The sequence below is a fragment of the Delftia sp. UME58 genome, assembly GCF_014170385.1.
Lineage (GTDB): Bacteria > Pseudomonadota > Gammaproteobacteria > Burkholderiales > Burkholderiaceae_C > Comamonas > Comamonas acidovorans.
Genome location: NZ_LZZV01000098.1, coordinates 45,734 through 60,139, shown reverse-complemented (window position 1 = coordinate 60,139; position 14,406 = coordinate 45,734). Strand labels below are relative to the sequence as shown.

The 14,406-nt window shown below is 69.3% G+C and carries 11 protein-coding genes; 9 read left to right on the top strand and 2 right to left on the bottom strand.

Annotation, left to right across the window (positions count from 1 at the left end; translation table 11 throughout):
- Positions 1 to 171: 171 nt before the first annotated feature.
- Positions 172 to 3,672: an ATP-binding protein gene (locus A9976_RS24790; protein ID WP_183021207.1), complete on the top strand. Its 3,501-nt coding sequence runs from the start codon at positions 172 to 174 to the stop codon at positions 3,670 to 3,672.
- A gap of 19 nt (positions 3,673 to 3,691) precedes the next feature.
- Entirely contained in the window at positions 3,692 to 4,666 is a 975-nt protein-coding gene (locus A9976_RS24785; protein WP_183021206.1) for a response regulator, read from the top strand.
- Here A9976_RS24785 and A9976_RS24780 read toward each other — a convergent pair.
- Positions 4,639 to 5,133 (bottom strand): PACE efflux transporter, encoded by a 495-nt coding sequence (locus A9976_RS24780; RefSeq protein WP_183021205.1) that lies wholly within the window; start codon positions 5,131 to 5,133, stop codon positions 4,639 to 4,641. The genes A9976_RS24785 and A9976_RS24780 overlap by 28 nt on opposite strands.
- 74 nt (positions 5,134 to 5,207) lie before the next feature.
- Between A9976_RS24780 and A9976_RS24775 the strand changes: the two genes are divergently transcribed.
- From A9976_RS24775 to A9976_RS24760, 4 genes are all read left to right on the top strand, one after another.
- On the top strand, positions 5,208 to 6,140 hold the full coding sequence (locus A9976_RS24775) for a LysR family transcriptional regulator (protein ID WP_183021204.1): 933 nt from the start codon (positions 5,208 to 5,210) through the stop codon (positions 6,138 to 6,140).
- Between the two features lie 67 nt (positions 6,141 to 6,207).
- A complete protein-coding gene (locus tag A9976_RS24770; RefSeq protein ID WP_183021203.1) occupies positions 6,208 to 7,854 on the top strand; it encodes a M30 family zinc metallopeptidase in 1,647 nt (548 codons plus the stop codon).
- A gap of 5 nt (positions 7,855 to 7,859) precedes the next feature.
- A complete protein-coding gene (locus A9976_RS24765; RefSeq protein WP_183021202.1) occupies positions 7,860 to 8,261 on the top strand; it encodes a hypothetical protein in 402 nt (133 codons plus the stop codon).
- Positions 8,262 to 8,289: 28 nt separating this feature from the next.
- Positions 8,290 to 9,168 (top strand): PPK2 family polyphosphate kinase, encoded by an 879-nt coding sequence (locus A9976_RS24760; protein WP_183021201.1) that lies wholly within the window; start codon positions 8,290 to 8,292, stop codon positions 9,166 to 9,168.
- Positions 9,169 to 9,192: 24 nt separating this feature from the next.
- On the opposite strand, the gene A9976_RS24755 is transcribed toward A9976_RS24760, so the two are convergent.
- The gene (locus tag A9976_RS24755; RefSeq protein ID WP_183021200.1) at positions 9,193 to 10,011 is read right to left on the bottom strand and encodes a fumarylacetoacetate hydrolase family protein; all 819 of its coding nucleotides are present in this window, start codon (positions 10,009 to 10,011) and stop codon (positions 9,193 to 9,195) included.
- A 176-nt stretch (positions 10,012 to 10,187) separates the two neighbouring features.
- Between A9976_RS24755 and A9976_RS24750 the strand changes: the two genes are divergently transcribed.
- From A9976_RS24750 to A9976_RS24740, 3 genes are all read left to right on the top strand, one after another.
- Positions 10,188 to 11,492 (top strand): Glu/Leu/Phe/Val dehydrogenase, encoded by a 1,305-nt coding sequence (locus A9976_RS24750; RefSeq protein ID WP_183021199.1) that lies wholly within the window; start codon positions 10,188 to 10,190, stop codon positions 11,490 to 11,492.
- A 321-nt stretch (positions 11,493 to 11,813) separates the two neighbouring features.
- Positions 11,814 to 12,782, top strand: coding sequence for a tripartite tricarboxylate transporter substrate binding protein (locus A9976_RS24745; protein ID WP_141832882.1), 969 nt, complete (start codon positions 11,814 to 11,816; stop codon positions 12,780 to 12,782).
- A gap of 21 nt (positions 12,783 to 12,803) precedes the next feature.
- A complete protein-coding gene (locus A9976_RS24740; protein WP_183021198.1) occupies positions 12,804 to 14,384 on the top strand; it encodes a class I adenylate-forming enzyme family protein in 1,581 nt (526 codons plus the stop codon).
- Positions 14,385 to 14,406 lie beyond the last annotated feature (22 nt).

The window sequence follows — 14,406 nt, the reverse complement described above, 5'->3', positions numbered from 1 at the left end:
TGAAAACTGGCGTTGCGGTTACGGCTTGTTTCCGCGCTGGGTCCAAGATTAGGAAGAACCCTTGAAGCCGCCCATACGTCAATTGACGTAGCCATCTGCGTACGCACCCCACGCACCCCTCTTGAAAGCCGCGCCAGCATTGGCCCCGCACGTTTCTTGCTAGACCTGGGAATGCACTCCGCACCCCCGCCCGACAGCCCCGCCAGCACCTCGCCCGCGCCGCAGACCATCTTCCGGTTCCGGCGCGAATACAACGCCTGGGTGGCCGACGAGACCATGGAGGACTACGCGCTGCGCTACACGCCGCGCAGCTTCCGGCGCTGGAGCGAGTTCCGCGTGGCCAACACGGCCTTCGGCTCGCTGTCCTTCCTGGCGCTGGAGGCCATCGGCGGCGCCATTGCGCTGAACTACGGCTTCGCCAACGCCATGTGGGCCATCGTCACCGTGGGGCTGGTGATCTTCCTGACGGGGCTGCCCATCGCCGTCTGCGCCGCGCGCTACGGGCTGGACATGGACCTGCTGACGCGGGGCGCGGGCTTCGGCTACCTGGGCTCGACCATCACCTCGCTGATCTACGCCGTCTTCACCTTCATCTTCTTCGCGCTGGAGGCGGCCATCATGGCGCTGGCCCTGCAGCTGGTGGTGGACTGGCCGCTGCAGTGGTGCTATGCGCTGTCGGCCCTGGTGGTGCTGCCGCTGGCCATGCGCGGCATCACGCTGATCTCGCGCCTGCAGGCCTGGACGCAGCCGCTGTGGCTGTTCCTGCTGGTGCTGCCCTTCGTGTGGATGGCGCTGTCCCAGCCCCGGCTGTACCGCGACTTCGCCAGCCTCACCGGCCTGCGCTCGGGCAGCAGCCAGTTCGATCCGCTGATGTTCGGCGCGGCGGCGGCCGTGATCTTCGCGCTGGTGGTGCAGATCGGCGAGCAGGTGGACTTCCTGCGCTTTCTGCCGCCGCGCACCCGGGCCAACCGCCTGCGCTGGTGGGGCGCGGTGCTGGTGGCCGGTCCGGGCTGGGCCGTGATGGGCATGCTCAAGATGGCGGGCGGCGCGTTTCTCGCCTTCGCGGCCATGCAGCTGGAAGGGGTGGACGCCTCGCGCGCGGCCGAGCCCACGCAGATGTTCCTGGTGGGCTTCCAGCAGGTGCTGCAGGCCCTGGGCCTGCCGGGGCTGGCCGTGGCGGTGACCGTGGTCTTCGTGGTCATCTCGCAGGTCAAGATCAACGTGACCAATGCCTACGCGGGATCGCTTGCCTGGTCCAACTTCTTCGCGCGCATCACGCGCAGCCATCCGGGGCGCGTGGTCTGGATGGTGTTCAACGTGGTCATCGCCACCTTGCTGATGACGCTGGGCGTGTTCGGCGCGCTGGAGAAGGTGCTGACCATCTACAGCAACGTGGCCATCGCCTGGGTGGGCGCGCTGGTGGCCGACCTGGTCATCAACAAGCCGCTGGGACTGAGCCCGCCGGGCATCGAGTTCCGCCGCGCCCATCTGTACGACTTCAATCCCGTGGGCCCGGGCGCCATGCTGCTGGCCGCCGCCGTGGCCTGCTGCGCCTATGCGGGCCTGCTGGGCGAGACGGCGGCCGCGTTCTCGCCCTTCATCGCGCTGGCGCTGTCCATGCTGCTGTCGCCGCTGCTGGCCTGGCTGACGGGCGGGCGCTACTACCTGGCGCGGCCCGCAGGCAACCTGTGGAAGCCCGGCGAGACCGTGCGCTGCGCCGTCTGCCAGAAGCATTTCGAGTCCGAGGACATGGCGCACTGCCCCGCCTACGGCGCGCCCATCTGCTCGCTGTGCTGCTCGCTGGAGTCGCGCTGCCATGACCGCTGCAAGACCGGCTCGCGCGCGGGCGAGCAGTTGCATGCGCTGGCCTCGGCCCTGCTGCCGCCGCGCTGGGCGACCAAGGTGAACTTCCGCGCGGGCCAGTACCTGGTGGTGATGCTGTCGCTGTGCGCGGTGACGGCCTTCATGGTGGGCGTGGTCTACATGCAGGAAAGCCTGCAGGCAGGCAGCGTCGATGGCGGCGCGCTGCGCATCCCCTTCCTCAAGGTCTTCGCGCTGCTGGCCCTGCTGTGCGCCGTGGCCGCCTGGTGGGTGGTGCTGAGCACGGACAGCCGGCGCATGGCGCAGGACGAGTCCGAGCGCCAGAACCAGCTGCTGCTGCAGGAGATCGCCGCCCACAAGCGCACCGATGCCGAGCTGCAGGCCGCCAAGGACCATGCCGAGCAGGCCAGCCAGGCCAAGACCCGCTACGTGGCCGGCATGACGCACGAGCTGCGCTCGCCGCTCAACAGCCTGCTGGGCTATACGCAGATCCTGCTCAAGAGCCCGCAGGTCGATGGCTGGGTGCGCGAGACCCTGTCCACCATGCAGCACAGCGGCCAGCACCTGCGCGCGCTGATCGACGAATCGCTGGAGCTGGCCAGCATCGAGGCCGGCCGCCTGCGCCTGGACCTCGCCCCCCTGCCCCTGCCCGCGCTGATCGACGGCATCGAGGCCATGATGCGGCCCCAGGCCCAGGCCAGGGGGCTGCAGTTCTCGGTCGAGACGCTGGGCACCATGCCGCGCTGGGTGCGGGCCGATGCCAAGCGGCTGCGCCAGATCCTGATCAACCTGCTGTCCAACGCCGTGCGCTTCACCCAGCGCGGCGAGGTGCGGCTGCGCATGGATTTCCGGCCCCATGTCTCGCGCATCGAGGTCATCGATACCGGCATCGGGATCGAGCCGCAGGACATGGAGCGCATCTTCGTGCCCTTCGAGCGCGGCAGCGCGGGGCGGCGCGTCAGCGAGGCGGGCACGGGCCTGGGGCTGACCATCACCCACTTGCTGACCGAGCTGATGGGCGGGCAGCTCACCTTGAGCAGCACGCCCGGCGAGGGCAGCTGCTTCACCGTGCGCCTGTACCTGCCCGAGATGGCGCCCGACGCGTCCTGGGTCCCTCCGGGCGCCGCCGCGACGCTGCACACCGTCATCGGCTATCTGCCGCCCCGGCGCACCCTGCTGGTGGTGGACGACCAGCCGCTGCAGCGCCAGCTGCTGGCCGGCCTGCTGCTGCCGCTGGGCTTCGAGATCCGCGAGGCCGCCAGCGGCCGCGAGTGCCTGGAGATCGTGGAGCAAAGCCCGCCCGACCTGGTGCTGCTGGACATCAGCATGGACGACCTGGACGGCTGGCAGACCGCCGCCCTGCTGCGCGCGCGCCGGGATGCGCAGCAGCTGCCCGTGGTCTTCGTCTCGGCCAACCTGTTCGACAACGACCCGCCGCGCCTGGCCGATGCGCGCTGCCAGGGCTTTGTCGCCAAGCCCGTGACCGAGTCCGAGCTGCTGCAGGTGCTCGAGCGCGTGCTGCGGCTGGAATGGGTGCATGACAACCGCCCGCTGCTGCTGCCGGCGCCGTGTGCAGAGCAGGCAGAGGCCAAGGCAGAGGAGGCGCCGGCAGCCGCCCCCTTCCCGCCCGATCTGCGTGAAGACCTGGCCCGGCTGGCGCGCTCGGGCCAGGCCACGGCCCTGCGCGAGCGCCTGCGCCAGGCTCGCCAGCAGGCGCCCGCGCATGCCGCGCTGCTCGATGCGCTGCAGGCCTGCGCGAACCGCTTCGACTTCGATGCGCTGGCGCGCATGCTGCCGCGGCCCGAGCCAGAGGATGAAGAAGACGAAGAAAGAGAGGAGACCGATGAATGAGAACCCGCAAAGGCCACAGATGACGACCGCCAACAGCAGCAGCCACCCCAGCCACCCCCCTCACAACGCCCACGTCATCCTTGTGGTGGACGACGCGCTGGACAGCCTGCGCATGCTGTGCGACGCGCTGGCCGCCGAAGGCTACGTGGTGCTCGCCGCCCGCGACGCCGACGAGGCGCTGCAGCGCTTCGCCCTCACCGTGCCCGACGGCGTGCTGCTGGACGCCGTCATGCCCGGCATGGACGGCTTCACGCTGTGCCGCACGCTCAAGGCCACGCCGGCCTGGGCCCATGTGCCCGTGGTGTTCATGACCGGCCTGTCGGACACGGACCAGATCATCCGCGGCTTTGCCAGCGGTGGCGTGGACTACGTGGTCAAGCCGCTGCGCATCCCCGAGGTGCTGGTGCGCCTGGCCACCCATGTGCGCAATGCCCGCGCCACGCGCCAGGCGCAGGAGGCCGTGGACGTGGCGGGGCTGGGCGTGGTGGTGCTCGACGGCCAGGGCCGCGTGGCCTGGCGCTCGCCCCAGGCATCGCGCTGGCTGGAGGAGGCCTTTGCGGACCAGCCCTTCCCGCTGGAGGCGGCCGGGGACTGGCTGGCCGGCGCCCGCCAGCCGGATCCGTCCGGCCAGGCGGATCAGGAGGGCCGGTCCGCTCCCCAGGATCTGGCGCTGGCCCTGGCCGATGGCCGCCAGCTGCTGGCGCGCCACATGGGCGCCAGCGGCCTGGGGGAGTCGATGGTGCTGCTCAGCCACGAGGCGCCGCAGACGCCGGCCGCGCGCCGGCTGCAGCAGGTGGCGCTCACCCCGCGCGAGACCGAGGTGCTGTCATGGCTGAGCAAGGGCAAGACCAACCGCGACATCGCCGACATCCTGGGCATGAGCCCGCGCACGGTGAACAAGCACCTGGAGCACATCTTCGAGAAACTCGGCGTGGAGACCCGCACGGCCGCCGCCGCCGTGGCCGGTCAGTTGCTGCAGGCCGGCTCGCCCTGAGCACGCGGTGCCACCGCAGCGGGCGCCGAGGCCGAGGCGGGCAGGCCGAACACATGGTCGAAGCACCAGTTGAAGACATAGGTGTAGACCAGGAAGAAGACCAGCAGGCCGGCCTCCATCACCGTGGCCTCCCACAGCGTGACGCCGAACCACCAGGCCATCAGCGGGATCAGCACCATGGCCAGACCGCCCTCGAAGCCCAGGGCGTGCACCACGCGGCGCATCACCGAGCGGCCCTTGACGCTCTGGCGCGCCTCCCACTGCTCGAACAGGTGGTTGAAGGTCAGGTTCCAGACGATGGCCAGCGTGGAGGCGGCAATCGCCATGCCGCCCGAATGCCCGGCGCTCTGGCCGATGGCCATGAACAGCAGGCTGGAGGCCGCGATGGCGATCAGTTCATACAGGGTCACGAAGACCACTTTGCGCTTGGGCCCCTGGAGGCCCTTTTGGTGTGTCTGCAAGGTCATAGGGGGCGCAGTTTATTTGTCCGCAATTGAACGTTAAAGTCAGATTCTTTCAATAAAACTGACAGATTCCCACCATGTCCTTCCCCGCCGACCAGGTGCCGCTGTTCCTTGCCGTGCTGGACCACGGCTCGTTTTCTGCCGCCGCACGCCGGCTGGGGCGCGTGCCCTCGGCCGTGAGCATGGCCATCGCCCAGCTGGAGGCCGAGCTGGACCTGCAGCTGTTCGACCGCAGCGGCCGCGAGCCCCGGCCCACGGCGGCGGCGCGCGCCCTCGAGCCCCAGGCCCGGCTGCTGGCCGCCCAGCTGCAGCAGCTCAACCACCAGGCGCTGGCCCTGCACCAGGGGCTGGAGGAGCGGCTGACCCTGGTGATCGCGCCCGAGCTGCTGTCCACGGCCTGGGCCGCGCCGCTGCAGCCGCTGGTCGAGGAATTCCCGGGGCTGGAGGTGGAAGTGCTGGTGGCCGCCCAGGTCGATGCGCTCAAGGAACTGCACTCGGGCCGCGCACATCTGGCCCTGGTCTTCGAGCGCCCGGCCATCGACGGACGCGAGGATTTCCAGGAGATGGGCCAGGAAACCATGGTCGCCGTGATGGCGGCCAGGCACCCGCTGGCCCGGCAACTGGGCGTGGACGGGCAGCAGCGCCTGGATGTGGGCCAGCTGGCCGGCGCGCGCCAGATCCTGCTGGCCAGCCGCGACCTGGCCCATACCGATCCGCGCTTCGTGTTCTCGCACCAGCTGTGGCGCACCGACAGCCATCTGGCGGCCCTGTCGCTGATCTCGGCAGGCCTGGGCTGGGGGTGGCTGCCCTTCAGCGTCGCCGAGCCGCTGCTGCAAACGGGCGCGCTGCTGCGCATTCCGCTGTGCAACATCAGCAACGGCACCCAGCTGTTCGTCGACTGGGTGTGGTCCAAGGAGCGTCCGCTGGGGCTGGCGGCGCGACGGTTCGTGGAGCAGCTGCAGATGCCGGTGCATCCGCTGCCAGACAGCGCCGCGGATCGCATCGGGTAGCATCTCACGCCATATCGGATCAAGAATCCACATCTCCAGCATCAGGTACACAAGAGGAAGGGAAAACATGTTCTTTGATCATCAGTACAGCAAGACCGCCATCGCACTGGCTCTGGGCGCCGTTCTGGCCGGTTGCGGCGGAGGAGGAGGCGGCGGCCCGTCCGGCCCGTCTACCCAGTTGACGGCCGCCTGCTCGGGCTCGGCCTGCGGCGCCGCCGATGCCACCACCTACTCGGGCCAGGGCGTGGGGGTCTGGAGCTACACCAACACCACGCAGGCCGAGCAGCAGATCCCCGTGGGCCTGACCAATCTGGGGAGCAAGCAGGTCACGCTGATCTACACCAACAACGGCGACGCCAGCGTGCCCATGCCCGCACTGACGCTGACACCGCCCGCGGCGACCACCGCCACGGCACAGAAAAGCCTCAGCGCCGCATCCGCAACGGGCAACCAGATTCCCGAGCGCATCCGCAACTTCAAGCCCCGCCTGACGGCAGCGGACACGCAGGCGCGGCCATCCATCAAGCAGCAGGCAGCGGCCATCCTGCCCGTGGGCAGCCAGCGCAGCTGGTTCGTGGAAACCGGCAGCTCGAAAATCGAAACCCGCCAGGCCACGCTCAGGCGCCAGGCCAGCGTGCCCACGCCCACCGGCACCCGCACCATCAACGTCTGGCTGGAAAACAGCGAGTACGACGCGGCCAAGGTCAGCGATGCCATGCTCGACACGCTGGTCCAGCGATTCACCAGCGGCTCCGACGCGGTCTATCCCCTGATCACGGGGCTGTCTGGCGAGCCCTGGGGAACGCACTCCTACAGCGACCTCATCGACCCCGACCAGCCCCTGGACATCGTGTTCGTGAATTTCGTGCCGGACCGCACCCCGTACGGGCTGCTGGGCTATTTCTGGTCGCTGAACAACTTCAAGGCAGACCCTGCAGATCCCGATGTCAAGTACAGCAACCAATCGCTGTCCTTCTACATGGACACGGAGACGCTGTACCTGGACCCTGCCGCCGGCATGACCAACCAGATCAGCACGCTGTCCCATGAGTTCGTCCACATGACGAACTTCTACCGCCGCAGCGTCCAGCTGCCCAAGCCGGGAACCGACTACGCGTTCGACACCTTCCTGGAGGAAATGAGCGCCATGATGGGCGAAGACATCGTGGCCCAGCGCGTCACACCGGGCTTCAACTCCATCGCCAGCGGACGCGTCCCCTCCTGGCTGTCCCGCTCGGGTTTCAACTGCGATCCCGCCGCCTGGAGCGCCGACACCGTCGCGCCCTGCTTCGGCTACGACGTCAACGGCAGCCTGGGCGCCTACCTGGTGCGCCAGTACGGCGTGGGCTTCTACAAGCAGCTGCTGAGCAACACCACGTCCACCGACTCGCTGCAGGTGCTGGGCAATGCCATACAGCAAGCCGGCGGTCCCACGCTGCCGGTCGCCATCCAGCGCTGGGGCGCCAACATCGCACTGCTGCCCGGCGATGTGCCCAGCGGCTATGGCTGGCCCGCGCGCACGGAGCAGGGCTTCACCCTGGCGGCGATCAACGGCAGCAGCCTGGCGTCTTCCCGGGTCCTGCCCACCACGGTGCCGGTGAACCTCAATGCGCGCGGCCATTTCCCCTTCCTGCGTCAGCCTGATGCGCAAGGCACCTACCAGGAACAGCTGCGTGTTCCGGCAGGCAGCACGCTGACAGCCGTCGTACGCTGAACGCCATGAACCACGCACACCCGACTGCCTCCGCCCGCGGCCTGCGCCGCAGTCTGCCGCTGCTGCTGGCCAGCGGCCTGGCCCTGCTGAGCGCCTGCTCGGCGCCGGCTTCGCCCGCCGCCAGCGCGGCTGCGCCAGCCTCGGGCGCGGCGTCCGAACCGGGCCAGCCCCTGACCCTGCAAGGCCGCCTGGTGCTGCGTGGCAATGCGCCCCATGAGCAGCCCGTGCTGCAGACCGCCTCCGGCGAGACCTGGCAGCTCAAGGGCCTGAGCGCCGAGCAGGTTGCGCAGTGGCAGCGGCAGAACGTGGAGGTCCGGGGCCAGCCCGGCCCCAGGCCCGCCGCTGGCGCCGCGCCTTCGATGGCGCCGCCGCAACTGCAGGTGCAATCCATTCGCGCCCAGCCCTGACCTTCCCCGCTCACCCACCGCTCAAGCCATGGACGCCTTCAACCCTTTCTCCAGCCGCGATGCGGCCGTGCAAAAGCTCTGGGAGCAATGGCAGCCGCGCTCGGCCAGGTCCGACAAGGACAAGGACAGGCCCATTGCCCTGGCCGACTTCGACCCTGGCGCCAAGCCCTTTTCCAATGGCAACGGCAAGGCCGAGGACAAGGTCGCCGTCGAGGCCCTGGCCGAGGAACTGGATGCGCTGCAGAACCTGCTGTACGCCGACCGCCGCTACAAGCTGCTCGTCGTGCTGCAGGGCACGGACACGGCGGGCAAGGACGGCACCATCCGTGGCGTCTTCGGCCGCATGAGTGCGCTGGGCGTGCACGCCGTGGGCTGGAAGGCCCCCACCGAGGCCGAGCGTGCCCATGACTATCTGTGGCGCATCCACCAGCAGGTGCCTGCCGCTGGCGAAATCACGGTCTTCAACCGCAGCCACTACGAGGACGTGCTGGTGCCCGTGGTCAACGGCTGGATCACGCCCGAGCAGCAGCGCCAGCGCTTTGCCCACATCAACGACTTCGAGCGCATGCTCAGCGAGACGGGCACCGTGGTCGTCAAGTTCCTGCTGCACATCGGCGCCGACGAGCAGCGCGCGCGCCTGCAGGAGCGCCTGGACGACCCGGCCAAGCACTGGAAGTTCGACGAGAACGACATGAAGGTGCGCACGCAGTGGAAGGACTACCAGCAGGCCTACGGCCAGCTGCTGGGCGCCACGCACACGCCCTGGGCGCCCTGGACCATCGTGCCCGCCGACTCCAAGACGCACCGCAACCTCATGATCGCCACCTTGCTGCGCGAGGTGATGCGCAACCTGGACCTGCGCTTTCCCGAGGGCGATCCGGCCCTCAAGGACTACAAGATCACCTGATCACTCGATGGCCTGCCTGAAGCCTCACAGCTGCAGGCGGGCCTCGGCGAGGCCGTCCAGCTCGGCCACCACCAGGTCACCGGCCTGGGCAAACGCCAGGCCATTCCACGTGCCCGTGGTCACCACCGTGCCTGCGGGCACGCTGCCATAGCGGCGCACCAGTTCCTGCAGCCAGCCGGCCAGCAGCCACAGCGGATCGCCCAGCGGATGCGTGCCGGTGAACGCCTGCAGCGGCGCCGCGCCCACGCGCAGCCGGCAGACCTGGGCAGACCAGTCCCGCGGCGACTCGCGTGGCAGCAGCCGCGAAGCGTCCTGCCACGGCCCCAGCACCAGGGCGCCATGGCACAGGCCGTCGGCGGCCAGCAGCAGCGGCGGCGCCTTCAGGTGCTGGCGCCAGCGCGTATCCACCACCTCGATGGCGGCCGTGATGCCGTCGATCAACTCCAGCCCCTCGCCGGGCTGCAGCGCGGCAGCCATCTCGGCCGTCACCTCGCGGCCCAGGCGCAGGGCGATCTCGGCCTCGATGCCGCGCAGGTGCAGCGGCGCGCCGCCAGCGACCGAGGGGCTGGCCCAGACGCCTTCTTCGGGCAGCGGCGCATGGGTCAGCGGGGCATCGCGGCGCGGCGCGCCAGACTTCCAATAGCCCGGAACGCGGCCCGGTCCCTGCTGGCTGCCGGCCACGCGCCAGCCCAGGGCGGGCGCCATGGCGGCCTGCACGGCCTGTGCATCTGCGGGCGTGCGCACCACATCGGCCCAATCGTCGGCGTCCAGCAATTCGCCGTTGTGGCGGGCCTGGAGCAGCGCATGGGCCAAGGCTGTGGGAGTGCGGGGCGTGTTCGTCATGGAGCGGCTTTCCTGGAGTGCATCGGTGGGTCTCAAGCGGCCTCGATTGTCCGCCGGACAAGGCGCTCCCAGGGTTATGCATTAAATGCATAAGGCTCTCGCTCATAAGGCGTTGGACAGCGCATAGCCCCGGGAATAAGCTCAAAACCCTCAGACAACTCTTGTGTGGAACCACCATGCAGCAACCCGCTTCGGCCGGCGTTACCAACCACGCCATCCCTTCCTACCTGCAGGCCGACCACCTCGGCCCCTGGGGCAACTACCTGCAGCAGGTCGATCGCGTCACGCCTTACCTGGGCCACCTCGCCCGCTGGGTCGAAACCCTCAAGCGCCCCAAGCGCATCCTGATCGTCGATGTGCCGATCGAGCTGGACAACGGCACCATCGCCCACTACGAAGGCTACCGCGTTCAGCACAACCTGAGCCGCGGTCCCGGCAAGGGCGGCGTGCGCTTCCACCAGGATGTGACCCTGTCCGAAGTCATGGCCCTGTCGGCCTGGATGTCGGTCAAGAACGCGGCCGTCAACGTGCCCTACGGCGGCGCCAAGGGCGGCATCCGTGTCGATCCCAAGACGCTGTCGCGCGGTGAGCTGGAGCGCCTGACGCGCCGCTACACCAGCGAGATCGGCCTGCTGATCGGCCCCTCCAAGGACATCCCCGCGCCCGACGTCAACACCAATGGCCAGATCATGGCCTGGATGATGGACACGTACTCCATGAACACCGGCGCCACCGCCACCGGCGTGGTCACGGGCAAGCCCGTGGACCTGGGCGGCTCGCTGGGCCGCGTCGAGGCCACCGGCCGCGGCGTGTTCACCGTGGGCGTGGAAGCGGCCAAGCTGACCGGCCTGTCGGTCCAGGGCGCGCGCATCGCCGTGCAGGGCTTCGGCAACGTGGGCGGCACGGCAGGCAAGCTGTTCGCCGACGTGGGCGCCAAGGTCGTGGCCGTGCAGGACCACACCGGCACCATCCACAACGCCAATGGCCTGGATGTACCGGCCCTGCTGGCCCACGTGGCCGCCAAGGGCGGCGTGGGCGGCTTTGCCGGCGCCGAGGCCATGGACGCTGCCGACTTCTGGAGCGTGGACTGCGACATCCTGATCCCCGCCGCACTGGAAGGCCAGATCACCAAGGACAACGCCGGCAAGATCAAGGCCAAGATGGTGATCGAGGGCGCCAACGGCCCCACCACCACCGAGGCCGACGACATCCTGACCGAAAAGGGCGTGCTGGTGCTGCCCGACGTGCTGGCCAATGCCGGCGGCGTGACGGTGAGCTACTTCGAATGGGTGCAGGACTTCTCCAGCTTCTTCTGGAGCGAGGACGAGATCAACGCCCGCCTGGTGCGCATCATGCAGGACGCCTTCGCGGCCATCTGGCAGGTGGCCCAGCAGCACGGCGTGACGCTGCGCACCGCCACCTTCATCGTGGCCTGCCAGCGCATCCTGCATGCGCGCGAGATGCGGGGACTGTATCCTTGATCACCCCCTGAGGCGCTGACGCGCCTTCCCCCTCTCTGCTTGCTTCGCAAGGGAGGGGGACGATGCCCTCGCCGCGAGGCGGCTCTTGCTCGGCATCTCCCGCTTGGGGCCGCGCCAGTTTTTGGCGCTGTGCACCACACGGTCAATGAAAGGCGCTTCGGCGCCTTTTTTCTTGTGGCCGCCTTTTCGGCAAGGGGTTAGCACGCGTTCCAGTGGGCCTAAGCGCGGGTTTCCGAATGGCGAAGCGGATCTCCAGTCAAACCCTGGTGCCCTGGGGCCCAGGGTTTTCTATCGTTGCGGGCAGTGAACTGGAGACTGCCCATGACCGTCCGCCGCAGCCTGCTGGCCTTGCTGGCCGCTTTGCCTTTTTTCTCCCTGGCTCCTGCCGCCGCGCTGGCGGCGGCCTGGCCTGAACGCCCCATCACCATCGTGGTGCCGGCCGCCGCTGGCGGCACCACGGACATTGCCGCGCGCGTGCTGGCCGAGAAGATGGGCAAGGACCTGGGCACCTCGGTGGTGGTGGAGAACAAGGGCGGGGGCGGCGGCAGCATCGGCACGGCCCAGGTGGCGCGCGCCAGGCCCGATGGCTACACGCTGCTCATGGGCAACATCGGCCCGGTGGCCATCAATTTCAGCCTGTACAAGCAGCTCAGCTACAAGGAAAGCGATCTGCGCGGCATCACCAATGTGATCTCGGTGCCCAACATCCTCGTGGTCCATGCGGATTCGCCCGTGCGCAGCGTGCGCGAGCTGGTGGAGCTGGCCAGGACCCGGCGCCTGAACGTGTCCACCTCGGGCGTGGGCCAGTCGCCGCACATGTCCTCGGAGATGTTCCGCCAGAAGGCCGGCATCGAGGTCACGCTCGTGCCCTTTCCCGGCGCCGCGCCTGCGGTCACGGCGCTGCTGGGCCAGCAGGTGGACTACATGATCGACAACCTGCCCAGCTCCATGCCGCACATCAGGAGCGGCAAGTTCCGCGCGCTGGCCATCACCAGCGCCACGCGCTCGGCCCAGTTGCCCGAGGTGCCCACCATGACCGAGGCCGGCGTGCCCATGCAGGTCACGGCCTGGTTCGGGCTGCTGGCACCGGCCGGCACGCCCGATGCCGTGGTCGGCCGCATCCAGGAATCTGCCCGGCGTGCCATGCAGACGGCCGAGGTGCGCCAGCGCTTTGCCGACCTGGGCGGCGTGCCCGGTGGCGAGACACCGGCGGAGTACGACGCCTTCATCGCCCAGGAACGCAAGAGCTGGGCCCAGATCGTCAAGGCCGCAGGCCTGTCGCTGGAATAGTTCTCCCCACTCGCCCCTCCCATGCAAGAAGACATCGCCTCCCTGCTGCGCCAGCCCTTTGGCTCGCTGCCCGAACTCGTCGCGCTGCAGGCCAGCCAGCGCCCCCGCCACACCGCCCTTGCCATGGATGGCCGCAGCCTCGACTACGCCGCGCTGCGCCTGGGCATGGACCGCGTGGCCCTGCGCCTGCAACGCCAGGGCCTGGGCCCCGGCGACGTGCTGGCCATCTGCGCGGGCAGCTCGCCCGAGTACGTGCTGGCCTTCCTGGGTGCGTTGCGCGCGGGCGTGGCCGTGGCGCCGCTGGCCCCATCGGCCACGGCCGGCCACCTGAGCGCCATGCTGGACAACTGCGGCGCCCGGCTGGTGCTGCGCGACGCGGACACCGCAGCGCAATGGCCGCTGCAGGCCGGACAGGATCTGCAATGCGTGGCCCTGGACGGCGCTGTCGAAGCCGGCATGCCGTGGTCGCAATGGCTGGCTGCGGACGAAGCGGACCATGGCACGGCACCCACGCCCATCCATCCCCAGCCCGACTGGCCCTTCAACGTCATCTACTCCTCGGGCACCACGGGCGTGCCCAAGGGCATCGTCCAGTCCTGGGCCATGCGCTGGGCCCACGTGCAGCGCGCCATCCACAACGGCTACGGGCCCGATGCCGTCTCGCTGTGCGCCACGCCGCTGTACTCCAACACCACCCTGGTCGCGGCCCTGCCCACGCTGGGCCTGGGCGGCACCCTGGTGCTGATGCGCAAGTTCGACGCGGCGCATTACGTGGAACTGGCCGGGCGCCACCGCGCCACCCACACCATGCTCGTGCCCGTGCAGTACCAGCGGCTGATGCAGTGCCCGGGGTTCGACGGTGCCGACCTGAGCCGCCTGCAGCACAAGTTCTGCACCAGCGCACCGTTCCATCCCGCGCTCAAGGCCGAGGTGCTGCGCCGCTGGCCCGGCGCGCTGATCGAGTACTACGGCATGACCGAAGGCGGCGTGCGCTGCGAGCTGCACTGCCATGACTTCCCCGACAAGCTGCACACCGTGGGGAGGCCGGGACCGGGCGCCGACATCCGCTTCATCGATGAGCAGGGCCGCGAACTGCCGCCCGGCGAGCAGGGCGAGATCGTGGGCCGCTCGGCCGGGATGATGAGCGGCTACCACCGCCTGCCCGACAAGACGCAGGAGGCCGAATGGTTCGATGCCCAGGGCCTGCGCTTCATCCGTAGCGGCGACGTGGGCCGCCTGGACGAGGACGGCTTCATCGTGCTGGGCGACCGCAAGAAGGACATGATCATCACGGGCGGCTTCAACGTCTACCCGAGCGACATCGAGTCCGTGCTGCTGCAGCACCCGCAGGTGGCCGAATGCGCAGTGATCGGCGTGCCCTCCGATGCATGGGGCGAGACCCCCGTGGCCTACGCCGTGGCGCGCCCGGATGCCACGCCCTCGGCCGCCGAGCTGCGCGAATGGCTCAACGCCCGCGTGGGCAAGACCCAGCGCGTGGCCGAGCTGCGGCTGGCCGCCAGCCTGCCGCGCAGCGAGATCGGCAAGGTGCTCAAGCGCGCGCTGCGCGAGCAGTACCAGGCCGGCGCCCTGTCCACTTCATGAAACGGAGTCCCCCCATGCCCAT

Coding starts and splice junctions, on each gene's coding strand:
- A9976_RS24790 (WP_183021207.1), top strand. CDS start 172: ATGCACTCCGCACCCCCGCCCGACAGCCCCGCCAGCACCTCGCCCGCG.
- A9976_RS24785 (WP_183021206.1), top strand. CDS start 3,692: ATGACGACCGCCAACAGCAGCAGCCACCCCAGCCACCCCCCTCACAAC.
- A9976_RS24780 (WP_183021205.1), bottom strand. CDS start 5,133: ATGACCTTGCAGACACACCAAAAGGGCCTCCAGGGGCCCAAGCGCAAA.
- A9976_RS24775 (WP_183021204.1), top strand. CDS start 5,208: ATGTCCTTCCCCGCCGACCAGGTGCCGCTGTTCCTTGCCGTGCTGGAC.
- A9976_RS24770 (WP_183021203.1), top strand. CDS start 6,208: ATGTTCTTTGATCATCAGTACAGCAAGACCGCCATCGCACTGGCTCTG.
- A9976_RS24765 (WP_183021202.1), top strand. CDS start 7,860: ATGAACCACGCACACCCGACTGCCTCCGCCCGCGGCCTGCGCCGCAGT.
- A9976_RS24760 (WP_183021201.1), top strand. CDS start 8,290: ATGGACGCCTTCAACCCTTTCTCCAGCCGCGATGCGGCCGTGCAAAAG.
- A9976_RS24755 (WP_183021200.1), bottom strand. CDS start 10,011: ATGACGAACACGCCCCGCACTCCCACAGCCTTGGCCCATGCGCTGCTC.
- A9976_RS24750 (WP_183021199.1), top strand. CDS start 10,188: ATGCAGCAACCCGCTTCGGCCGGCGTTACCAACCACGCCATCCCTTCC.
- A9976_RS24745 (WP_141832882.1), top strand. CDS start 11,814: ATGACCGTCCGCCGCAGCCTGCTGGCCTTGCTGGCCGCTTTGCCTTTT.
- A9976_RS24740 (WP_183021198.1), top strand. CDS start 12,804: ATGCAAGAAGACATCGCCTCCCTGCTGCGCCAGCCCTTTGGCTCGCTG.